This is a genomic window from Pseudomonas sp. S3_E10, from assembly GCF_054667615.1.
Map to the genome: position 1 here is coordinate 149172 of NZ_CP162743.1, position 18254 is coordinate 167425.

The window sequence follows — 18254 nt, forward strand, 5'->3', positions numbered from 1 at the left end:
AGCCGATGAACGCCAGCGATGGTATCCGCGTCACGCTCAGTGAGTTGATTGAGATGCGCCACCGCGTGCGCGAAGTGCAGCTGTTTTCCACGCCCAGTCAGCGCAGCCCATTGATCGGCCTGCACCACTCCAAGCTGCGTGGGCGCGGGGTCGACTTCGACCAAGTGCGCGTGTACCAGGCCGGCGACGATGTGCGCACCATCGACTGGCGGGTCACCGCACGTACCCAGGAGCCGCATACCAAGCTGTTCCACGAAGAGCGTGAACGCCCGATTTTCATCATGGTCGAGCAAAGCTGCCGGCTGTTTTTCGGTTCGGGGCAGATGTTCAAATCCGTGCTCGCGGCCCAGGCGGCCAGCCTGATCGGCTGGGCGGCGCTGGGGCATAACGACCGGGTCGGCGGGTTGGTGTTCGGCGACAACGAGCACTACGAAATCAAACCGCGACGCAGTAAACAAAGCCTGTTGCAACTACTGAACCGCCTGGTGCGGGTCAACCAGAGCCTCAACACCGAAAGCCGCCCGGAAGCCGACGCCCTGGGTATGGCCCTGCGCCGTGGCCGCGAGGTGCTGCGCCCCGGCAGCCTGGTGATCGTGATTTGCGATGAGCGTGCGTTGAGCGAAGGTGCCGAACAACAGTTGAGCCTGCTGTCACGCCATTGCGACCTGCTGCTGTTACCGGTCTCTGACCCGCTGGACCATGCCCTGCCCGCCGCCGGGCTGCTGCGTTTTGCGCAGAGAGGCGCACAGTTGGAACTGGACACGCTCAATTTTGATTTGCGCCAGGCCTACAAAGCCCAGGCCGAAGCACGCATCGCCCGCTGGGAATTGCTCGCACAGAAGCTGCGCGTGTTGCTGATGCCCTTGAGCACCCAGAGCGAAATGGTCGAGCAACTGCGCGAATACCTCAACCCGCAACGCCCGGCTAAAAAACAATGAGCAACCTCGACCAACTGCAACCGCTGATCGCCCCGCCGCCCATCGGCTTCTGGCCACCCGCGCCGGGCTGGTGGGTGTTGCTGCTGGTAATCCCTCTGCTCGGTTGGGGGTTATGGTCGCTGCGCCGTTTTGTGCCCGCGCGGCGCCCGCTGGCGCGTGCCGAACAACCGCTGGACCCGCTGCGCATCGCCGCCCTGGCGGAACTGGCACTGATGCCCAAGCCCTACGACGGCGCGCCTGCCGGTGCCTGGCTGCAACAACTCAATGGCCTGCTCAAGCGCCTGTGCCGCAACGACTACCCCTATAGCCAGAGCCACACCCTCAACGGGCGCAAATGGCTGGCATTCCTCGACAACCGTTGCCCGGCCGCCGGCCTCACGCGCTGGATGGTGCTGGTGGAAGGCGCCTACAAGCCCGAATGCAAACTCGACGACAAGGCCATCGCCGGCCTGACCCAGGCCGTCGACACCTGGATTCGCAAACATGTTTGAGTTCGCCTGGCCGTGGATCTTCGCCCTGCTGCCCTTGCCCTGGTTGATGCGCTTGATCCTGCCGGTGGCCGACAGCGGCGAGCCGGCACTTAAAGTCAGCTACCTCGGCGACCTCGAAGGCCTAGCCCGGCGCCGTGCCCGCGCGAACCTGCCGGGCTGGCGCCAACAAGCGCCGTTCGTGGTGCTGTGGCTGCTGCTGTTGAGCGCCGCCGCACGCCCGCAATGGTTGGGTGAACCGCTGCCGATTGCCGCCAGTGGCCGCGATTTGCTGGTGGCGGTGGACGTGTCCGGCTCCATGGATTTTCCCGACATGCACTGGCAGGACGACGATGTAAGCCGACTGAGCCTGGTCAAGCACCTGCTCGGTGACTTCCTTGAAGGCCGCGACGGCGACCGCGTGGGCCTGATCCTGTTCGGCAGCCAGGCCTACCTGCAAGCGCCGCTGACGTTCGACCGGCGCACCGTACGCACCTGGCTGGATGAAGCGCGCATCGGCATCGCCGGCAAAAACACCGCCATCGGCGACGCCATCGGCCTGGCGCTCAAACGCCTGCGCCAGCGTCCGGCGCAAAGCCGCGTGCTGATCCTGGTCACCGACGGCGCCAACAACGCCGGGCAGATCGACCCGCTGACCGCCGCGCGCCTGGCGGCCGAAGAAGGTGTGAAAATCTACCCCATCGGCATCGGCGCCGACCCGGAGCAAACCGGTTCCCTGGGCATCCTCGGCGTCAACCCGAGCCTGGACCTCGATGAACCGGCGCTCAAGGCCATCGCCGCAGCCACCGGCGGCCAGTACTTTCGTGCCCGCGACGGCGAAGAACTGCAAACCATCAAGCAGACCCTCGACCGACTCGAACCCGTCGAACAACAACCGACCCAGGCGCGCCCGGCCCAGGCGCTATACAGTGGCCCATTGGCGCTGGCGCTGATTCTGAGCATGTTGCTGGTGATTCAGGAACGTTGGCCGAACAATGCGCTGCAACGCTGGTTCAACAAACTGTCGAGCAAGGGGATCTTCCTGCAACAGCACCCGCAATGGCGTCAGCGCCTGCAACGCCTGCGTTTGCGGAGGCGTCGATGATCGACCTGTGGCCGCACTGGTTCCGTCCCTGGTGGCTATTGCTGCTGCCGCTGCTCGGCTGGTTGCTGTGGCAGTTATGGCACCGGCAAAAACGCGCCGGCCGCTGGCAGATGCTCCTGCCGCCGGCCTTCCATGCCGTGCTGCTCAGCGGTGGCAATGGCCGCGAGAGCAAATCCCCCTGGGTGGTGCTTGGCATGGCCTGGCTGCTGGCCGTGCTGGCATTGCTTGGTCCCAGTTGGCAACGGGTGGAACAAACCAGCCAGAAGCCTTCCGACCCGTTGGTCGTGTTGCTGGAGCTGACCCCGGAAATGCTCGCCACCGACAGCCCGCCCAATCGCCTGGAGCAGGCACGCCGCAAACTGTATGACCTGCTGCAGGCGCGCAGCGATGCGCAAACCGCCATCATCGTGTACGCCGGCAGCGCCCACACCCTGGTGCCGCTGTCGGACGACCTGGCCACCAGCCGCAACCTGCTCGAAGCCCTGCGCCCCTCGATCATGCCCGAGCCCGGCCACCGCGCCGACCTCGCCGTGGAGAAGGCCCTGGGCCTGCTCAACCAGAGCGGCCTTGGCCAAGGACGCCTGCTGCTGATCGGCTCGTCGTTGTCCAAACAGGAACGCCAGGGCATTCGCCTACTGCTGCAAAGCAACCCGTCGCCGCCCTTGTCGATTCTGGGCATCGGCAGCCGCGAAGGCACACCGGTGACCCAGGAAAGCGGCGAGTTCCTCAAGGACGAACAAGGCGCGATCCTGGTGCCGCGCCTCGACAGCCCGACGCTCAAGGCCTTCGCTAGCGAGATGGGTGGGCGTTACCGTGCGGCGCGCCTGGACGACAAAGACCTGCGCCAGCTCGGCGTGCTCGACCCGCCGCAAGCCCTGCGCAACGACGGCCAGTTGCTGCACCTGGACACCTGGGCCGACCAGGGTTACTGGCTGCTGCTGCCCTTGCTGCTGCTGGCGGCCTGCGCCGGTCGCCGTGGCTGGCTGCTCTGCCTGCCGCTGCTGCTGATGGCCGCGCCGCAGCCCAGCTATGCTTTTGAGCTTCAGGACCTGTGGCTGCGCCCCGACCAGCAAGGCCAATACCTGCTGAAGAAAAAGCGCCCGGCCGAGGCCGCCGAGCATTTTCAGGACACCCAATGGCAAGGCGTGGCGCTGTACGAGGCCGGCAACTATGCCGAGGCCATCAAACGGTTTGCCGAGGGCAACGATGCCTACTCCCATTACAACCGCGGCAACGCGCTGGCCAGGTCTGGTGAGCTGGAAGCCGCCATCGACGCCTACGAACAGGCCCTGGAAGCCCAGCCCGACCTGCAACCGGCGCTGAAAAACAAGGCCCTGGTGGAAACCCTGATGCAGCAGCAGGCGCAGCCCGAGCCCGAGCCGCCGGCAAAAAACGAAGATGACGAAACCACCCAACCCGGCCAAACTGCGCAACCGGGTGCCACGGGGCAAAACGCCACGGGTGGCGAGGAATCGGCCCAGGGCCAGGGCGAAGCCGGCGCCGGTGATACCCAGGCCGGCGCCCCGACGCACACCGGCAATAACGAAGTACCGGGCAGCGAGCTGGGCGACGAGCGCACCACCACGCCGCCGCTGCTTCCCGCCAACGCCAGTCTCGACGGCGAACATCGCCAAGCCCTGGAACAATGGCTGCGGGAGATCCCGGACAACCCCGGCGAGCTGCTGCGCCGCAAATTCTGGTACGAACAGCAACAACATCAGGACAAGACTCGATGAGCCGCCGCACCACCCTTCTGCTTCTGCTCGCGTTATCGGCAAGCGACGCCCAGGCGGCGAACCTGGTTGCCAGCGTCGACCGCAGCCGCCTCAATTCCGGCGAGACAGTAGAACTGACGGTGGAATCGAGCGACGTCACCCAGTTCGGCAAGCCCGACCTGTCGCCGCTGGATGCGCAGTTCGAAGTCAGCGGCACGCGCCAGCTCAACCAGCTCACCACCCTGGGCGGCGATAATCACGCCACCACGCGCTGGATCATCACCCTGCTGCCCAAGGAAAACGGCACGGTGGTGATCCCACCGTTGCAGGTGGGCGACTACCAGACCCAGCCGATCAGCCTGCAAGTGATGGAAACCGCCAGCCAGAACACCAACGCCGAACTGGCGCCGGTGTTTGTCGAGGCCAACCTCGACCAGACCAGCGTGTACGTGCAGGCCCAGGCGCTGTTGACGGTGCGCGTGTACCACTCGGTGTCGCTGTATGACGACAGCAGCCTCACCCCCTTGCAAATTCCCGATGCACGCGTGGAGCAGTTGGGCGAGTCGCGTACCTACGAAAAAGTCATCAACAGCATCCGCCACGGCGTGATCGAAACCCGCTATGCGATCTACCCGCAGCACAGCGGCACCCTGGATATTCCGACGCAGACCTTCAGCGCCACGTTGGTGGAACCCCGCCCGCCACAAGAAAACACCCTGCAAGGCACCAAGCCCGGCAAGCTGATCCACGTGAGTTCGGCGCCGCTGGCGTTGGCGGTCAAGCCCAAGCCGGCGCTGTATCCGGCCGACACCCCCTGGTTGCCGGCGCGCAGCCTGACCCTGAGCGAAGGCTGGAACCCGGAGCCTGAGCATGTACAAGTCGGCGATTCCCTGACGCGCAGCCTCACGGTCAAGGCCGAAGGCCTGTCCAGCGCGCAACTGCCCGCACTGCCGAGCACCGACATCAATGGCCTGCGCCGCTACCCGGACCAACCGGTGCTGGGCAACCAGACCAGCGACCGCGGCCTGATCGGCAGCCGCGAAGACCGCGAAGCGCTGGTGCCCAACCGTATGGGTACGCTGGAGTTGCCGGCCGTTGAAGTGGTGTGGTGGAACACCCACGAAGACCACCTCGAACGCACCAGCCTGCCCGCACGCACCTTGCAAGTGGCCAACAACCCGAGCCTGATGGTGGACACGCCCGCCACACCCACCATCATCACCGCGCCGGACGATAGCCGCCTGTGGCTGTGGCAACTGAGTACCCTGCTGCTGGCCTGCACCACCCTGCTGGGCTTCGGCCTGTGGTGGCGCGCACGCTCGCAACCGGCGGTACTGCGCGCCGCGCAAACCGGCCCCAGCCCACGCACCTTGCTCGACGACCTCAAGCGTGCCACCCAGGCCAACGACCCGCACGCCACCCGCCAGGCCCTCGACGCCTGGGCGCGCCAACAGCCGGAAACCCTGGCCGACATGGCGGCCCGGTTTGTACCGCTGTCGGACGCGCTGGATGGCTTGAACGGCGCGCTGTACAGCGAGAGCGGCCAGTATTGGCTGGGTGAAGACTTGTGGCGGGCGATCAAGGCCATTCCAATGGCCGAGCGTGAACTGGAAACGGCTGCGGATGCCACCAGCTTGCCGCCGCTGTATCCCAAATGACCCACTCTCTCTGGCATCACAAAACGCCTGTGGGAGGGGGCTTGCTCCCGATGGCGGTGAGTCAGTTACAGATAAGCCGGCTGACCCGACACTATCGGGATCAACCCTCCCACATTTGACCGGCGTCATCCCGGGCACCCCACCGGCTTTTACAGGTAAACTCCCCTCCTTTTCATCTTCTCCACGGAGTTCGCCTTGCGTCTGTTCCACACCTCCGACTGGCACCTTGGCCAAAACCTGCACGGCCAGGAACGCGACTTCGAACATGCCTGTTTCCTTGAGTGGCTGCTGCGCCAGATCAGTGACCACCACCCCGATGCGCTGCTGATCGCCGGCGATATATTCGACACGGTCAACCCGCCGCTCAAGGCCCAGGAGCGTCTGTATGACTTCATCATCAGCGCCCACGAGCAAAACCCTACGCTGACCATCGTGATGATCGCCGGCAACCACGACTCCGGTTCGCGTATCGAGCTGCCGGCGCCGCTGATGCGCCGTTTGCGCACCCATGCGCTCGGTTGCGTGCTGTGGCTGGATGACGGCCAACTGGATGCCGAGCGCCTGCTGATTCCCCTGCCGGATGCCAAAGGCAAGATCGCCGCGTGGTGCCTGGCGCTGCCGTTCCTGCGCCCCGCGCAAGTGACCGGCGCGCACCTGGGTGACGACTATCTGCGCGGGATCGGCCAGGTGCACGAGGGGTTGATCGCCGCCGCCAACGCCAAACGCAAAAAAGGCCAGGCGCTGATTGCCGTCAGCCACGCGCACATGGCCGGTGGCTCAGTGTCGCAAGACTCCGAACGCAGCCTGGTCATCGGCAATGCCGAGGCGCTGCCGGCCAGCCTGTTCGACAAAAGTGTCGGCTATGTTGCCCTCGGCCATTTGCACAAGCCGCAAAAGGTCAATGGCGAAGAGCGCATTCGTTACAGCGGCTCGCCGATTCCACTGTCGTTTTCCGAAATCGGCTACAAACACCAGATTCTCGACGTAACGTTCCAGGGCCAAGCGCTGGTCAGCGTCGAACCTATCCTGATTCCGCGCTCGGTCAACCTGCAACGTCTGGAAGCGGCGCCCCTGGCCGATATCCTTACGCAATTGGCCGACCTGCCCGACGTCGATCTGCTGGCCGAAACCCAGCGCCATCCCTGGCTGGAAGTGCGTGTGCGCCTCGACGAGCCGCAACCGGACCTGCGCCAGCAAATCGAAACCGCCCTGCAAGGCAAGGCCGTGCGCCTGGTGCGCATCGCCGCCGAATACGCCGGTAAACGAAGCAGCGAGCACCCAGACGACGAACGCTTGATCGAACTCGACCAGCTCACGCCCCAGGAGCTGTTCAGCCGCGCCTGGCAAGACAGCTACGGCAGTGAAGTGGACGAACAGACCTTGCAGGACTTCGCCGTGCTGCTCCAGGAAGTGCAACACCAGGAGGAGCAGCCATGAAGATCCTCGCCATCCGCCTGAAAAACCTCGCCTCCCTCGCTGGGCCGTTCGAGATCGACTTTACCGCCGAGCCCCTGGCCAGCGCCGGGTTGTTTGCGATTACCGGGCCGACCGGCGCCGGCAAAAGCACCTTGCTTGACGCCTTGTGCCTGGCGCTGTTTGGCGCCGTGCCGCGCCTGGGCGATACCGGCCAGGCCAAAATGCCCGATGCCGACAGCGATATTGCCATCGGCGACCCGCGCACGCTGCTGCGCCGCGGCACTGGCGGCGGCTATGCCGAGGTGGATTTTGTCGGCGTCAGCGGCCGTCGCTATCGGGCGCGCTGGGAGGCCAACCGCGCACGCGACAAGGCCAGCGGCAAGTTGCAGAACAGCCGCCAGAGCCTGATCGACCTGGACAGCGAGCAACTGCTGGCCAGCCAGAAAACCGAATACAAAACCCAGTTGGAACTGGCCCTGGGCCTGAATTTCGAGCAGTTCACCCGCGCCGTGTTGTTGGCGCAAAGCGAATTCAGCGCCTTCCTCAAGGCCAACGACAACGAGCGCAGCGAACTGCTGGAAAAACTCACCGACACCGCGCTGTACAGCCAACTCGGCCGCCGCGCGTTCGACAAGGCCAAAGAGGCCAAGGACGCCCACAAGCAGTTGCAGGACCAGGCCACCGGCGTAGTGCCCCTGGCTGCTGAAGCACGCGCCGACCTGGACCAGCAACTGGCCGACGCCCAGCAACAACTCAAGACCCGGCAGGCCCAACTCAAGCAGTTGGAGTTGCAGCACACCTGGCTCAAGGAATTGCGCGAGTGGCAGGAGCGCCAGCTCAGCGCCACCGAGCAACTGCAACGCGCCGAGGCCGAGTGGGCCGGCCAGGGCCAGCAACGCCAGGACCTCAGCCGCCTGGAACAGTTGGCGCCGCAACGCCATCACTTCGCACGCCAGGCGCAACTGAGCGCATTGCTGACGCCTCTGGCCGCGCAGATTCAGCAGCATATCGAGCAGCAGAGCGCGCTGCAGCTACGCCAGGAACAAGCCCAACAGCAGCAGGCAGCCGCCCAGGCCGCCTTGGCCGATGCCCTGAAAAACCAGGGCGATGCGGTCGCGCCGCTGCGTCAGGCTTTCGACGAACAAAGCACCCTCGCCCACTTGACCAAAGACCTGGCCAAGCGCACCGAAGAGCACCTCCAGCAGCAAACCGCCTACACCGAAGGCCAAACCCTGCTCAATGGCTTGCTCGAAAAGCAAGCGCAGGTTGCCGGGCGCCTGCAACGCCTGGGCGCCGAGCTTGAGCGCAGCACGGCCCTGGCGCCGTTGAGCGAGGGCTGGACCTACCAGCGCGAGCGCCTGCAACAACTCATGGTGATTGGCAGCCGCCTGAAAAAGGGCCAGGAAGAACTGCCGCAACTGGAAGAACGCGCCACCCGCGCCGCCGAACAACTCAGCGCACAACGCGAGTCGCTGGACCTGCTGTACCAAGAGGCCGGCGCCGAACCCCATGCGGTGGCCGAGCAGATCCAACTGCTCGCCAGCCTGTTGCAGGACAATCGCAAGCAGCAGCGCGCCTTTGAAGACCTCACGCGCCTCTGGGACAGCAGCCAACAGCTGGACCAGCAAGCCGTCACGCTGACGCAAAAACTCGCCGACGCCCAGCAACAGCGTGAACAACTCAACAAGGCCGGCCTGCAAGCCAAGGCCGAACTGACGGTCGCCGAGCAGACGCTGACAGTGACCAAGCAACTGCTCGAACGCCAACGCCTGGCGCGCAGTGCCAGCGTCGAAGAGTTGCGCGAGCAGTTGCAGGACGACCAGCCCTGCCCGGTGTGCGGCAGCCATGAGCACCCGTACCACCAACCCGAAGCGCTGCTGCAAAGCCTCGGCCGCCATGACGAAACCGAAGAGGCCACGGCGCAGAAAGCCGTCGACACCCTCAAGGAACAACTCACCGAGCTGCGTGGCGAAGTTGGCGGGCTGATCGCCCAGCAAAAGGAGTTCCTGCACCAACAGGAGCAAGTGGCCGCGCAACAACAGGCGCTCCAGCCCAGCCTGGATGCACATCCGCTGGCCGCTTCGCTGTTCAACCAGGACGCCGCCAAACGTAGCCCCTGGCTGGCCCAGCAACTGGCCCAACTGACGCAAAGCATCAGCCAGGACGAACAGCGCCAGGCCGCCCTGCTCAACCTGCAACAAAACGCCGGGCGCTTGCAGCAACAATTGCAAGCCGCCCAGGACGCCAGCCAGCAAGCCCGTCAGTTGCTGGTGGACCAGCAGCGCGAACTGTCCAACGACCGCGAACGCCTCGACGAAGAACTCAACGCCTTCGCCAGCCTGTTGCCGGCCGAAACCCTGGAGGGTCTGCGCAAGGAGCCCGCGGCAACGTTCATGCAATTGGACCAACAGGTCAGCCAACGCCTGGAGCAACTGGGCCACCAACGTGATGAGCTGGCCGAGCAACAGGAACGCCAACAGGTCATCGAGAAACAACAGACCCACCAACAGCATCGCCAGCAGCAACTTGAGGCATTGGCCCAGCAGGTCGGCGAGCTGGCCACACATCAGCAAGCCGCCGAGGGAAAACTGCGCGACTTGCTGGGCGAGCACCCCAGCGCCGAACAGTGGCAGCAGCGACTGGACCAGGCCGTGGCGCAGGCGCGCCAAGGCGAAACCGACGCCAACGCGCACCTGCAAGAGACGCGCAATGCGCTGGTGCAACTGGCCGCCGACCTCAAGGCCCAACAGGAACGTCAACAGGCGCTGCTCGCCGAACAGCAGGCGCTCGACGCCAGCCTGCGCGAATGGCGCGCGTTGCAGCCCGAGCTGGATGATGCCGGCCTTGCCCGCCTGCTGGCCTTCGACGACGCGCACCTCAACGCGCTGCGCCAGCAATTGCAACACAGCGAGAAGGCCGTGGAACAAGCCAAGGTCCTGCTGCAAGAGCGCGAGCAGCGCCTGGCCGAACACCAGGCCCTGCACAACGGCAACCTGCAAGCCGAACAACTGGACAGCGCCCTCGCCGCCCTCAACCAGCAACTGGCCGAGGGCGACAAACAGGTGGCTGAACTGCGTGCGCGCCAAGCCGAAGACCAGCGGCGCCAGGACGCCAACAGCGCCCTGGCCGACCAGATCGCCAGCGCCTACGACGAGTGGCAACGCTGGGCGCGCCTGAATGCACTGATCGGCTCGGCCACCGGCGATACGTTCCGCAAGATCGCCCAGGCCTACAACCTTGACCTGCTGGTGCACCACGCCAACGTGCAACTGCGCCAACTGGTGCGACGCTACCGCCTCAAGCGCGGCGGCAGCATGCTGGGCCTGCTGGTGATGGACACCGAAATGGGCGACGAACTGCGCTCGGTACATTCGCTGTCCGGCGGCGAGACGTTCCTGGTGTCGCTGGCACTGGCTCTGGGCCTGGCGTCGATGGCGTCGAGTACGTTGAAAATCGAATCGCTGTTTATCGATGAAGGCTTCGGCAGCCTCGACCCCGAGTCGCTGCAATTGGCGATGGACGCGTTGGATGGCTTGCAGGCCCAGGGCCGCAAGGTAGCGGTGATTTCCCATGTGCAGGAAATGCACGAGCGCATCCCGGTGCAGATCCAGGTCAAGCGTCAGGGCAACGGCTTGAGCACCCTGGAGGTCAAGTGAACGAGGCGCTGCTGTATTCGTTCAGGCGCTGCCCTTATGCGATGCGGGCACGCCTGGCGTTGCGCAACTCAGGGGTCGCGGTGCGCATTCTAGAGGTCAGCCTCAAGGCCAAGCCGGCCGAGATGCTGGCGCTGTCGCCCAAGGGCACGGTGCCGGTGTTGAGCGTGAACGGGCAGGTGATTGATGAGAGCCTGGCGATCATGCAATGGGCCCTGGCGCAAAACGATCCTGATGACTGGTTGCTCCAGGGTGAGCCGAGGGTGTTGGCGCTGATCATGGAAAACGATCAAGCGTTCAAACACCACTTGGATCAATACAAATACGCCGAGCGCTACCCACAGCAACCGATGGAATTTTATCGGGCGCAGGGTGAGGTGTTCTTGCAGCGGCTGGAGGGGTTGCTGGCGCAGCGAGACTACCTGCTGGCCGATCATCTGAGCCTTGCCGATGTGGCGCTGGCGCCATTCGTGCGCCAGTTCGCCCATGTGGATCGAGAGTGGTTCGCGGCGACGCCGTATCGGCGCTTGCAGGATTGGTTGCGGCGGTTTTTGGAGTCGCCGCTGTTTATCGCCGTCATGGCCAGGCCTTAACGCAAAGTCGGAGGGGGGGCCAACTCAGCTTGCCCCCCACATTGGATTTCAGTGTGCTTGAACCTTGTGATCCAACGCGGCGTAAAAATTGGCGCTTTGTTGCAGGTATTTCTGGGTGTAGGCGCTGGTGCTCGATGGCTTGCCGGCGACTTCCACACTGGCCGCAGCCGGCAGTGCAACAGTGGCCGATACGGCGGAAGCAGCGATAACAGAGAAGAGATTGAAGTTCATGGCGGTAACCCTTGTGTTCGTTTGGTTGAGTGGCCGGGAAGGCCTTGGAACCAAACTTACGCTCCGAGGGTTACGCCTTAGAAATGCTTTGAAACAGTAGCCGCTATCACTGCAATTAATACAAAGGCTCAGGCCCCGCACGGCGGGGCCTGTGGCTTATTGACGCAGCAGGAACTTGAGGTCGCTGGGCGCATCGATCGGCATTTTTTGCACGGTTTTACCCAGCAGGCCGGTGTTGGGGTCACGTTCGACCACTACGATTTCGTTGCTTTTCTGGTTGGCGATCAGCAAAAACCTGCCGCTGGGGTCGAGGCTGAATTCGCGCGGGTGGTCGCCCTCCACCGAGCGCTGCTGCACTTGCTTGAGGTGCGCGGTGGCCGGGTCAATGCTGAACACGAGGATATGGTTGGCCGTGCCACGGTTGCTTACATACAGGAACTTGCCATCGCTGGAGGCGTGCAGCGCGGCGCCGGCTTTGTCCGACACCGGTTGCCCGGCCGCATAGTCCACCAACTGGGTTTGGGTCAATGTGCCGTCGTGGTAATCGAACACCGCGACCTGGGCACTCATCTCGGTGGTCAGCCAGGCATGCTTGCCATCGGCGCTGAACAGCAGGTGGCGCGGGCCACTGCCCGGCGGCAATTGCACCGAGGCCGGGGCGGCCGCGGTCAACGGCTGCTCGTGGCTGGCCTTGGGGTCGTAACGGTAGACAAAGACCTTGTCGGCCCCCAGGTCCTGCACAAACACGTACTTGCCGTCCGGCGACGACACGACCGAATGCACATGGTTGGACGCCTGGCGTTCAGGGTTCACGCGGCTGGCCGGGTGCCCGCTCAGTTGCACCGGCGGCGACAGTTTGCCGGTGGTGTCCACCGGCAGGATCGCCAGGCTGCCGCCCGGATCTTCCTGCACCGAATAGTTGGCGACGAACAGGTAACGCCCGTCAGCGGCGACGCTGGAATGGGTGGGCTCGTTGCCCAGGCTCTGCACCTGATTGATCAGGGTCAGTTGGTGGCTCTGTGGGTCGATGCGGTAGCTGCTGACGCGGCCGACGGCGTCTTTCTGCCCTGGGCCGTTCTCGTTGACCACAAACAGGTGCTTCTGGTCCTTGGAGACCGTGAGCCACGAAGGGTTGGCCGCCTTGGCCGCCAATACCGGCTTGCCCTGCAACCGGCCGGTACGGCTGTCGAACTGCACACGGTAAATGCCTTCGCTGGTGCCGGCGGTGTAGCTGCCCACCAACAGTTCATAGGTGTCGGCGGGTGCGGCCTGTACCGACATCGCACCCACACTGCCCGCCATCAGCAGGGGCCAGAATTTACGCATCATCATCGGCTTCGTCCTCGTCGTTATTGTTGTCGCCTTTGACAGCCTGCAGGCAAGCCAGGTGATGCTCACCGTCGTCATTGCTCAAGCGCCAGCGCTGCAAGGACTCATCAAAGGTCGCGGCCTTCAGTTGTTCTGGACTGAACGTCCAACGCTTGAGTTCCCGACCGTCCATGCTTTCGATGCGCAAAGCTTCCTCGAAGGTGAAATCAAAGGCGTGCAGTCCGTCGATGATCAGCATATCGCTGTCTTTCAGGGCGGTGCTCAGGTCAAGGGCATTCATCACAAGTCGATCATCTTAAAAAGAAAGGCCGCCATGATAGGCGAGTTTCGCCCACACACCCACCGCTACCGTGAGCCTTGAGGTAACCCGATACCCCTTCTCCCCCTCTGGAACGGCGTTAAGTAATCGCGCATCGCTGCGATGCTCGATTATTCATTCCGGAGAACACTACATGCCGTCCCCCTCGCCCAGCGTGGCCAACACTGTCAGCGCGATGTTCGCCGACTGCCCCAGTTTCGAATCCGTTGTACAAAATCTACTGGCGAAGACCATCGCCGAGCAGTACCCCGACCTGAACCTGAACCTGGACCAGGTCCGACTGGCCAGCCCTGCCCCCACTGCCGGTTGGACCCATCAACTGCTCATGCCCCGCGTGCTCGACTACCTGGCGACGGGCGCCGTACTGGGCATGGGCGAGGTGGACTCGCGCGCGCCGTTTCTTACAGAACAGCCGCCGACCCGCTTGAGAACCCGCGCAGGCGCTGCACTGGATATGCAGCGCATCGACACCCTGATCAAAGAGCTGCCCTGGTCGGTCCCGATCGCCCTGCAAAACGCGCTGACCGACTACTGGAACAACACCGACGACCCGGCCCACAGCCGCTGGCGCCAGATCAGCGACCTGCTGGCGCAAACCCTGCAAATCGCCACCCTGAAACAACCGGGCCTGAGCGACGTGGAGCGCGAGACGCTGCAACAGATCATCGACTGCGCTGACTACGATCAACGCCAGGCGCAAAACGGCCCGACGCAGACCTATGTGTACGCCCTGGAAACCCGTCTTGACCAACAGGAGGCGTTGCTGAGCCCAGACCTGCTGCTGGTGCGCACCGTGCAGACCCGGATCATCGTTCTGCTGTGCCGGCCCGATGGCATGATCAAGTCGTTCGCCTCGATTGACGCGTTCGGTCAATATTGGGGCGCACACATTGCCGATCAGTACCGTTTCGATACGCTGACCTGGACGCGCTACGAGGTGCAAGGCAATGTGTTCGACCAACAGGCGGCGCTGATCCTCAACCAACAATTGAGCAACCTGCAAGCCCTGCGCCTGCCCTGCACGCTGGGACGAGCCACCCTGCAAGCGCTGTTTCGCGAACTCAGTGACCCCGCACGCTACTTTACCGACACCCCCCAGGCCGACCCGCTGCTGGCGAACCTGGGGCGCACGCAACTGCCGGCCTGGCTGCAAAACGCCTCGCCCACTCAACAACAGGCCTACCGCCAATACAGCCTGGGGTTGGCCGGCAGCAAAATCCTCAACAAAGGCCAGACGTTTCTCAGCGGCATTAGCGATATTCGCCGCTACACCGTCGGCGTGCTGTGCAAGGCCCTTGAGGCTGAACAGCAACGCGCCCTGAGCGGCGACGAGCAGCCCTCGCTCCCAGCCAGCTATGACCCCGATAACGTGCTGCTCACCTTCACCAAATACGCGGGCTACCCCGGCGCGCCCGGCATTGCCGATGCGAGGCAGATGAGCCTGACTGAACTGGCCATCACCAATCTGGCCGGGCGCCCCGGCGGGACCCTCACGTTGAAACACCGTGATGGCCTGACGCTGCCGAGCTGGTTGACGGCAGACTTCATCACGCGCACCGACGGCCTGATCGAAAGCGTCGACATCGGCCAACGCTACCCCGACGCTCTGAAACAACAGCTGCTGGGCGACGCCCCGCCCGTGGAAGCGCGTACGCGCCTGTTTGCCGAGCAACTGCGCTATCAATTGCCCCTGCAAGCACTGGAAACACACCTCAAGCAAGAAGGCGGGATCACCGCCACCGGCGCCCGCTACGTCGCCGCGTTGGTACAACCCGGGGCCGATGCGCGCAAGGTGGACGATCAAGCCGTGGCCATTCGCTGCCTGGCGTTGCTGCGCAAAGCTGAAGCGGTACCGGACATCGTCGCGAACATGTTCATCATCGAACCCCTGGACAACACGCAAGGCCCTCACCTGCTTTACCGCCCGCTGTACGCCGAGCCGCTGCTCGAATTCGCCACGCGCCAAGCGTTGCTCACTGCCATCGCGCAGCCGGGGGCGTTGCAAACCAGCGTGCTGACCTGGCTGTCCGACAAGGCCCGCCCGATCTACGACAACGGCGGTTTCCAGGAGCCGCATTACGTACGTTTCGGCCAGGGCGACGAGTTCGCCCCGCTTGAAACCCCGGCGCCGGCGCAACTGGCCAATGACGGCGCCAGCCACGAACTGCTGCAATACCTGCTCAACGGGCAATTGATGCAGTACCTGTATGGCAGCAACGCCAGGGCGCTGGTCGGCCAGGCCAGCCATGAATCGGTGTCCACCCGCAGCAGCCGCTGGTCCGCGCTGATGGAAGCCGGCGGCGTGGTGTTCAATACGCTGTTGCTACCGCTGCTGCGCGGGCCGGCGTTACTCACCGCCTGGTTGATGACGCTGACCGCCAGCTTCGAGCGGGACGTGCCCGCGCTCAACAGCGCGGATCCGGTCACGCGGGAATTGGCCGCCGCCGACGTGGTGCTGAACATGGCAATCGTACTGGGTGAGCTGGCCCCAACGGCGACAGCCGCCGCGCCATTGCCAACCGAGGTCACGGAGGGCGCACTGCGTCTGCCCGCACCGCGCCGCTTGCCGGAGCAGTGGCCGCAACCCAAGGCAGCCGCGATCACCGAAGGGGTGGTGGTCATGGCCGGCCAGTTCCCAGGCGAGCGGCGCACAGCCTTGGATATGGGTTTCGCCGGCGCACACCGGCGACTCTCGGCATTGCAGCAGGCGCGCCTGTTGCGCCTCAAGGTGCCGCGCCCGGCGGCGTTGCCGCAGCCGGTTGTTTATGGTCCGCGTAAAGGGCTGTACGTGATCCACAAAGAATGGCACGTGTTGATTGAGCAGAACCTGTACCGGCTCAGATTGCTGGACGACGACAGCGTGGTGATCGTCGACCCGTTCGACACCACTCGCCAAGGGCCCTATGTACGCGCGGATGCTCAGGGCCGCTGGTCGGTGGACCTCAACCTGCGCCTGCGCGGCGGCATGCCGCTCAAGCGCGTGGCAGCGGAGCGCGAGCGCAAGGCCAAGCGGAAACTGCAACTGACCGACCAGTACAACGACTTCGTGGCCCAACAGGTCGCGCTGCAGCAGGCGCTGGATGTGTCCCAAAGCGTCATGGAAAAATCCGAGCAGGACCCACGCTTCACCGCGTTGCAACGCGCCAGCCAACGGCGCAAGTTCGAGACCGCCCTGGAAAATCAGACCCGCGTGTTCCAACAGCTGCTCGATACCCAGGACGAACGGGTGCAACACGGCATTCCCTTGCCCGCGGATACCCTGCTGGTGCTGATGGAAAACACCATCAACAACGCGCGCAAAGCCGTGGTGATCGCGGAAAAAGACCGAGCGCAGCTTTACGCCGATAACCGCAGCTTCACCACGGGCGGGCTGCAACTGCAGCAAATCATCCGCAATCAATACGCCCGCTACCTGGCATTCATCAATGAGCTGATCGGGATCAATGAGCGCAGCATCCGCAACCTTGAACTCAAGGACCGGCAACTGGCGGCCCTGTATAACCTCGGCGAGGACGGCGTTAAAACCTACGAACGCCTGACAGCGGACCGGCCGGAAGATGAAATCAGCGCGCTGGGGGTGACCAAGCTGCAACTGCTGAGCCTGCGCGTGCTGAGCATCAAGGAGGTGGAACTGGACCTGATGGAAGGTCTGAACGCAATCATCGAGCCGTTGAATGTGCAGGTTCGCTCCCACTCCGAACTCAAGCTCACCGAACTGAGCCCGGTTGAACTGCGCGAAGCCCTGGAGAGCCTGGTCGAGCATTACGGGCAGGCACTGGACGGCCTACAGGGGTTGCGCGAAGTCAACGGCGAAGAGCTGGAAACCGAGCACTTCAATAAGATGTTCACGCTGGTCGAAAAACTCTACGAGGACGCCAGCCAACAATTGGCCAGTGAAGTCAAACCCGACCCCAAACCCCGTCGGCGCCCACCCAAACGCCCCAAAGTCAGAACCGGGCGGGCTTCCAAAAAACTCATCAGGACGCGCAGCGGCGGTGTGGTGATCGGTGACCTCACACCCGCCGCCACCAGCCAGTCGGTCGACCTGGTCGAGGTGCGCTCGGAGGACGATAACCAGCTCATCGCCACCTACTCACGCCGTGAAGCCGAGATCTGGGACGAAGTGCGCGTGGTACGCAAGCCGGACCCGCTGCCGTCCCGACCGATCAACGAGCTGCGGGGTAAAGCGCGCAAGCTGTTCAGCCAATTGGACGGCCACCTGAGCGGTGCCGAGCGCTATAAAAAACTCTGCCGTCACCCACAGGAAATCCAGGAACTGCTCAGCAACGAAGCCTCGCGCCTGGACAAACTCGCGACCGAACTGGACACCGCGATCCAGGCGCAGCCCAGCGCGTCCAGGCTGGCGGCGGACCAGGGCCTGGTTGAGCAGATGCGCGAAGGTGTCGCGCGACTCCTGCGCAAGGGGCATGAGCTGCGTATCGCGTTGAGCCTGGAACTGCCCCCCACCAATGGCAACCTGCAGTTTCTGGTCGATCAAAACCTGGTGCAGGTCGCGGCGCTCGGCGAGCGCATCGCGATGACCGGTGCGCGTAAAGACTTCATCCAGGAATATGCGATCAATGACCGCGAGGGCTACCCGCTGTGGTACGCACACTTTCACTACAGCACCGCGCAAACGCCCAAAGCCGATTACAGCGTGGCGCACCTTAAAACCAAAGAGCAACGCCGTCAGAGTTATTACGCCTTGCTGGAGAAAGCGCAAAGCTCACAGGCGGTGGTAGACATTCATCGCGGCATGCTCGGTAAACCACTGGCCGAACGCTGGTTTTTACCGTTGGCCCACTGAAGGCGAACAGCGGTAGCCGGCTA

At 63.9% G+C, this 18254-nt stretch carries 12 protein-coding genes; 9 read left to right on the forward strand and 3 right to left on the reverse strand.

Going from position 1 to position 18254, the window contains the following annotated elements; genetic code table 11:
- The first annotated feature begins 5 nt into the window (after positions 1–5).
- The 8 genes from AB4N98_RS00645 (at position 6) to AB4N98_RS00680 (ending at position 11545) form a co-directional block, all read left to right on the forward strand.
- A complete protein-coding gene (locus AB4N98_RS00645) occupies positions 6–938 on the forward strand; it encodes a DUF58 domain-containing protein (protein WP_017527930.1) in 933 nt (310 codons plus the stop codon).
- Positions 935–1429, forward strand: a complete 495-nt coding sequence (locus AB4N98_RS00650) for a DUF4381 domain-containing protein (RefSeq protein WP_017527931.1) — start codon at positions 935–937, stop codon at positions 1427–1429. The genes AB4N98_RS00645 and AB4N98_RS00650 overlap by 4 nt, the downstream gene beginning before the upstream one ends.
- Positions 1422–2510, forward strand: coding sequence for a vWA domain-containing protein (locus tag AB4N98_RS00655; protein ID WP_065878425.1), 1089 nt, complete (start codon positions 1422–1424; stop codon positions 2508–2510). The genes AB4N98_RS00650 and AB4N98_RS00655 overlap by 8 nt, the downstream gene beginning before the upstream one ends.
- The gene (locus AB4N98_RS00660; RefSeq protein ID WP_065878423.1) at positions 2507–4246 is read left to right on the forward strand and encodes a tetratricopeptide repeat protein; all 1740 of its coding nucleotides are present in this window, start codon (positions 2507–2509) and stop codon (positions 4244–4246) included. The genes AB4N98_RS00655 and AB4N98_RS00660 overlap by 4 nt, the downstream gene beginning before the upstream one ends.
- On the forward strand, positions 4243–5883 hold the full coding sequence (locus AB4N98_RS00665) for a BatD family protein (RefSeq protein ID WP_068934807.1): 1641 nt from the start codon (positions 4243–4245) through the stop codon (positions 5881–5883). Before AB4N98_RS00660 ends, AB4N98_RS00665 begins: the two co-directional genes overlap by 4 nt.
- Before the next feature lie 195 nt (positions 5884–6078).
- Positions 6079–7320 carry an exonuclease SbcCD subunit D C-terminal domain-containing protein gene (locus AB4N98_RS00670; RefSeq protein WP_116079564.1) on the forward strand — a complete coding sequence of 414 codons (1242 nt, stop codon included), beginning with the start codon at positions 6079–6081 and terminating at the stop codon, positions 7318–7320.
- Positions 7317–10955: an AAA family ATPase gene (locus AB4N98_RS00675; protein WP_137220271.1), complete on the forward strand. Its 3639-nt coding sequence runs from the start codon at positions 7317–7319 to the stop codon at positions 10953–10955. Before AB4N98_RS00670 ends, AB4N98_RS00675 begins: the two co-directional genes overlap by 4 nt.
- Positions 10952–11545, forward strand: coding sequence for a glutathione S-transferase (locus tag AB4N98_RS00680; protein ID WP_460149158.1), 594 nt, complete (start codon positions 10952–10954; stop codon positions 11543–11545). The genes AB4N98_RS00675 and AB4N98_RS00680 overlap by 4 nt, the downstream gene beginning before the upstream one ends.
- A gap of 48 nt (positions 11546–11593) precedes the next feature.
- Here the strand turns inward: AB4N98_RS00680 and AB4N98_RS00685 are convergent, their stop codons facing one another.
- From AB4N98_RS00685 to AB4N98_RS00695, 3 genes are all read right to left on the reverse strand, one after another.
- Positions 11594–11776: a hypothetical protein gene (locus tag AB4N98_RS00685; RefSeq protein ID WP_065878413.1), complete on the reverse strand. Its 183-nt coding sequence runs from the start codon at positions 11774–11776 to the stop codon at positions 11594–11596.
- Between the two features lie 156 nt (positions 11777–11932).
- Positions 11933–13108, reverse strand: coding sequence for a lactonase family protein (locus AB4N98_RS00690; protein ID WP_065878411.1), 1176 nt, complete (start codon positions 13106–13108; stop codon positions 11933–11935).
- Entirely contained in the window at positions 13095–13385 is a 291-nt protein-coding gene (locus AB4N98_RS00695; RefSeq protein ID WP_065878409.1) for a DUF5629 family protein, read from the reverse strand. The genes AB4N98_RS00690 and AB4N98_RS00695 overlap by 14 nt, the downstream gene beginning before the upstream one ends.
- 172 nt (positions 13386–13557) lie before the next feature.
- On the opposite strand from AB4N98_RS00695, the gene AB4N98_RS00700 reads away from it, so the two are divergent.
- A complete protein-coding gene (locus tag AB4N98_RS00700; protein WP_368949837.1) occupies positions 13558–18231 on the forward strand; it encodes a hypothetical protein in 4674 nt (1557 codons plus the stop codon).
- Positions 18232–18254 lie beyond the last annotated feature (23 nt).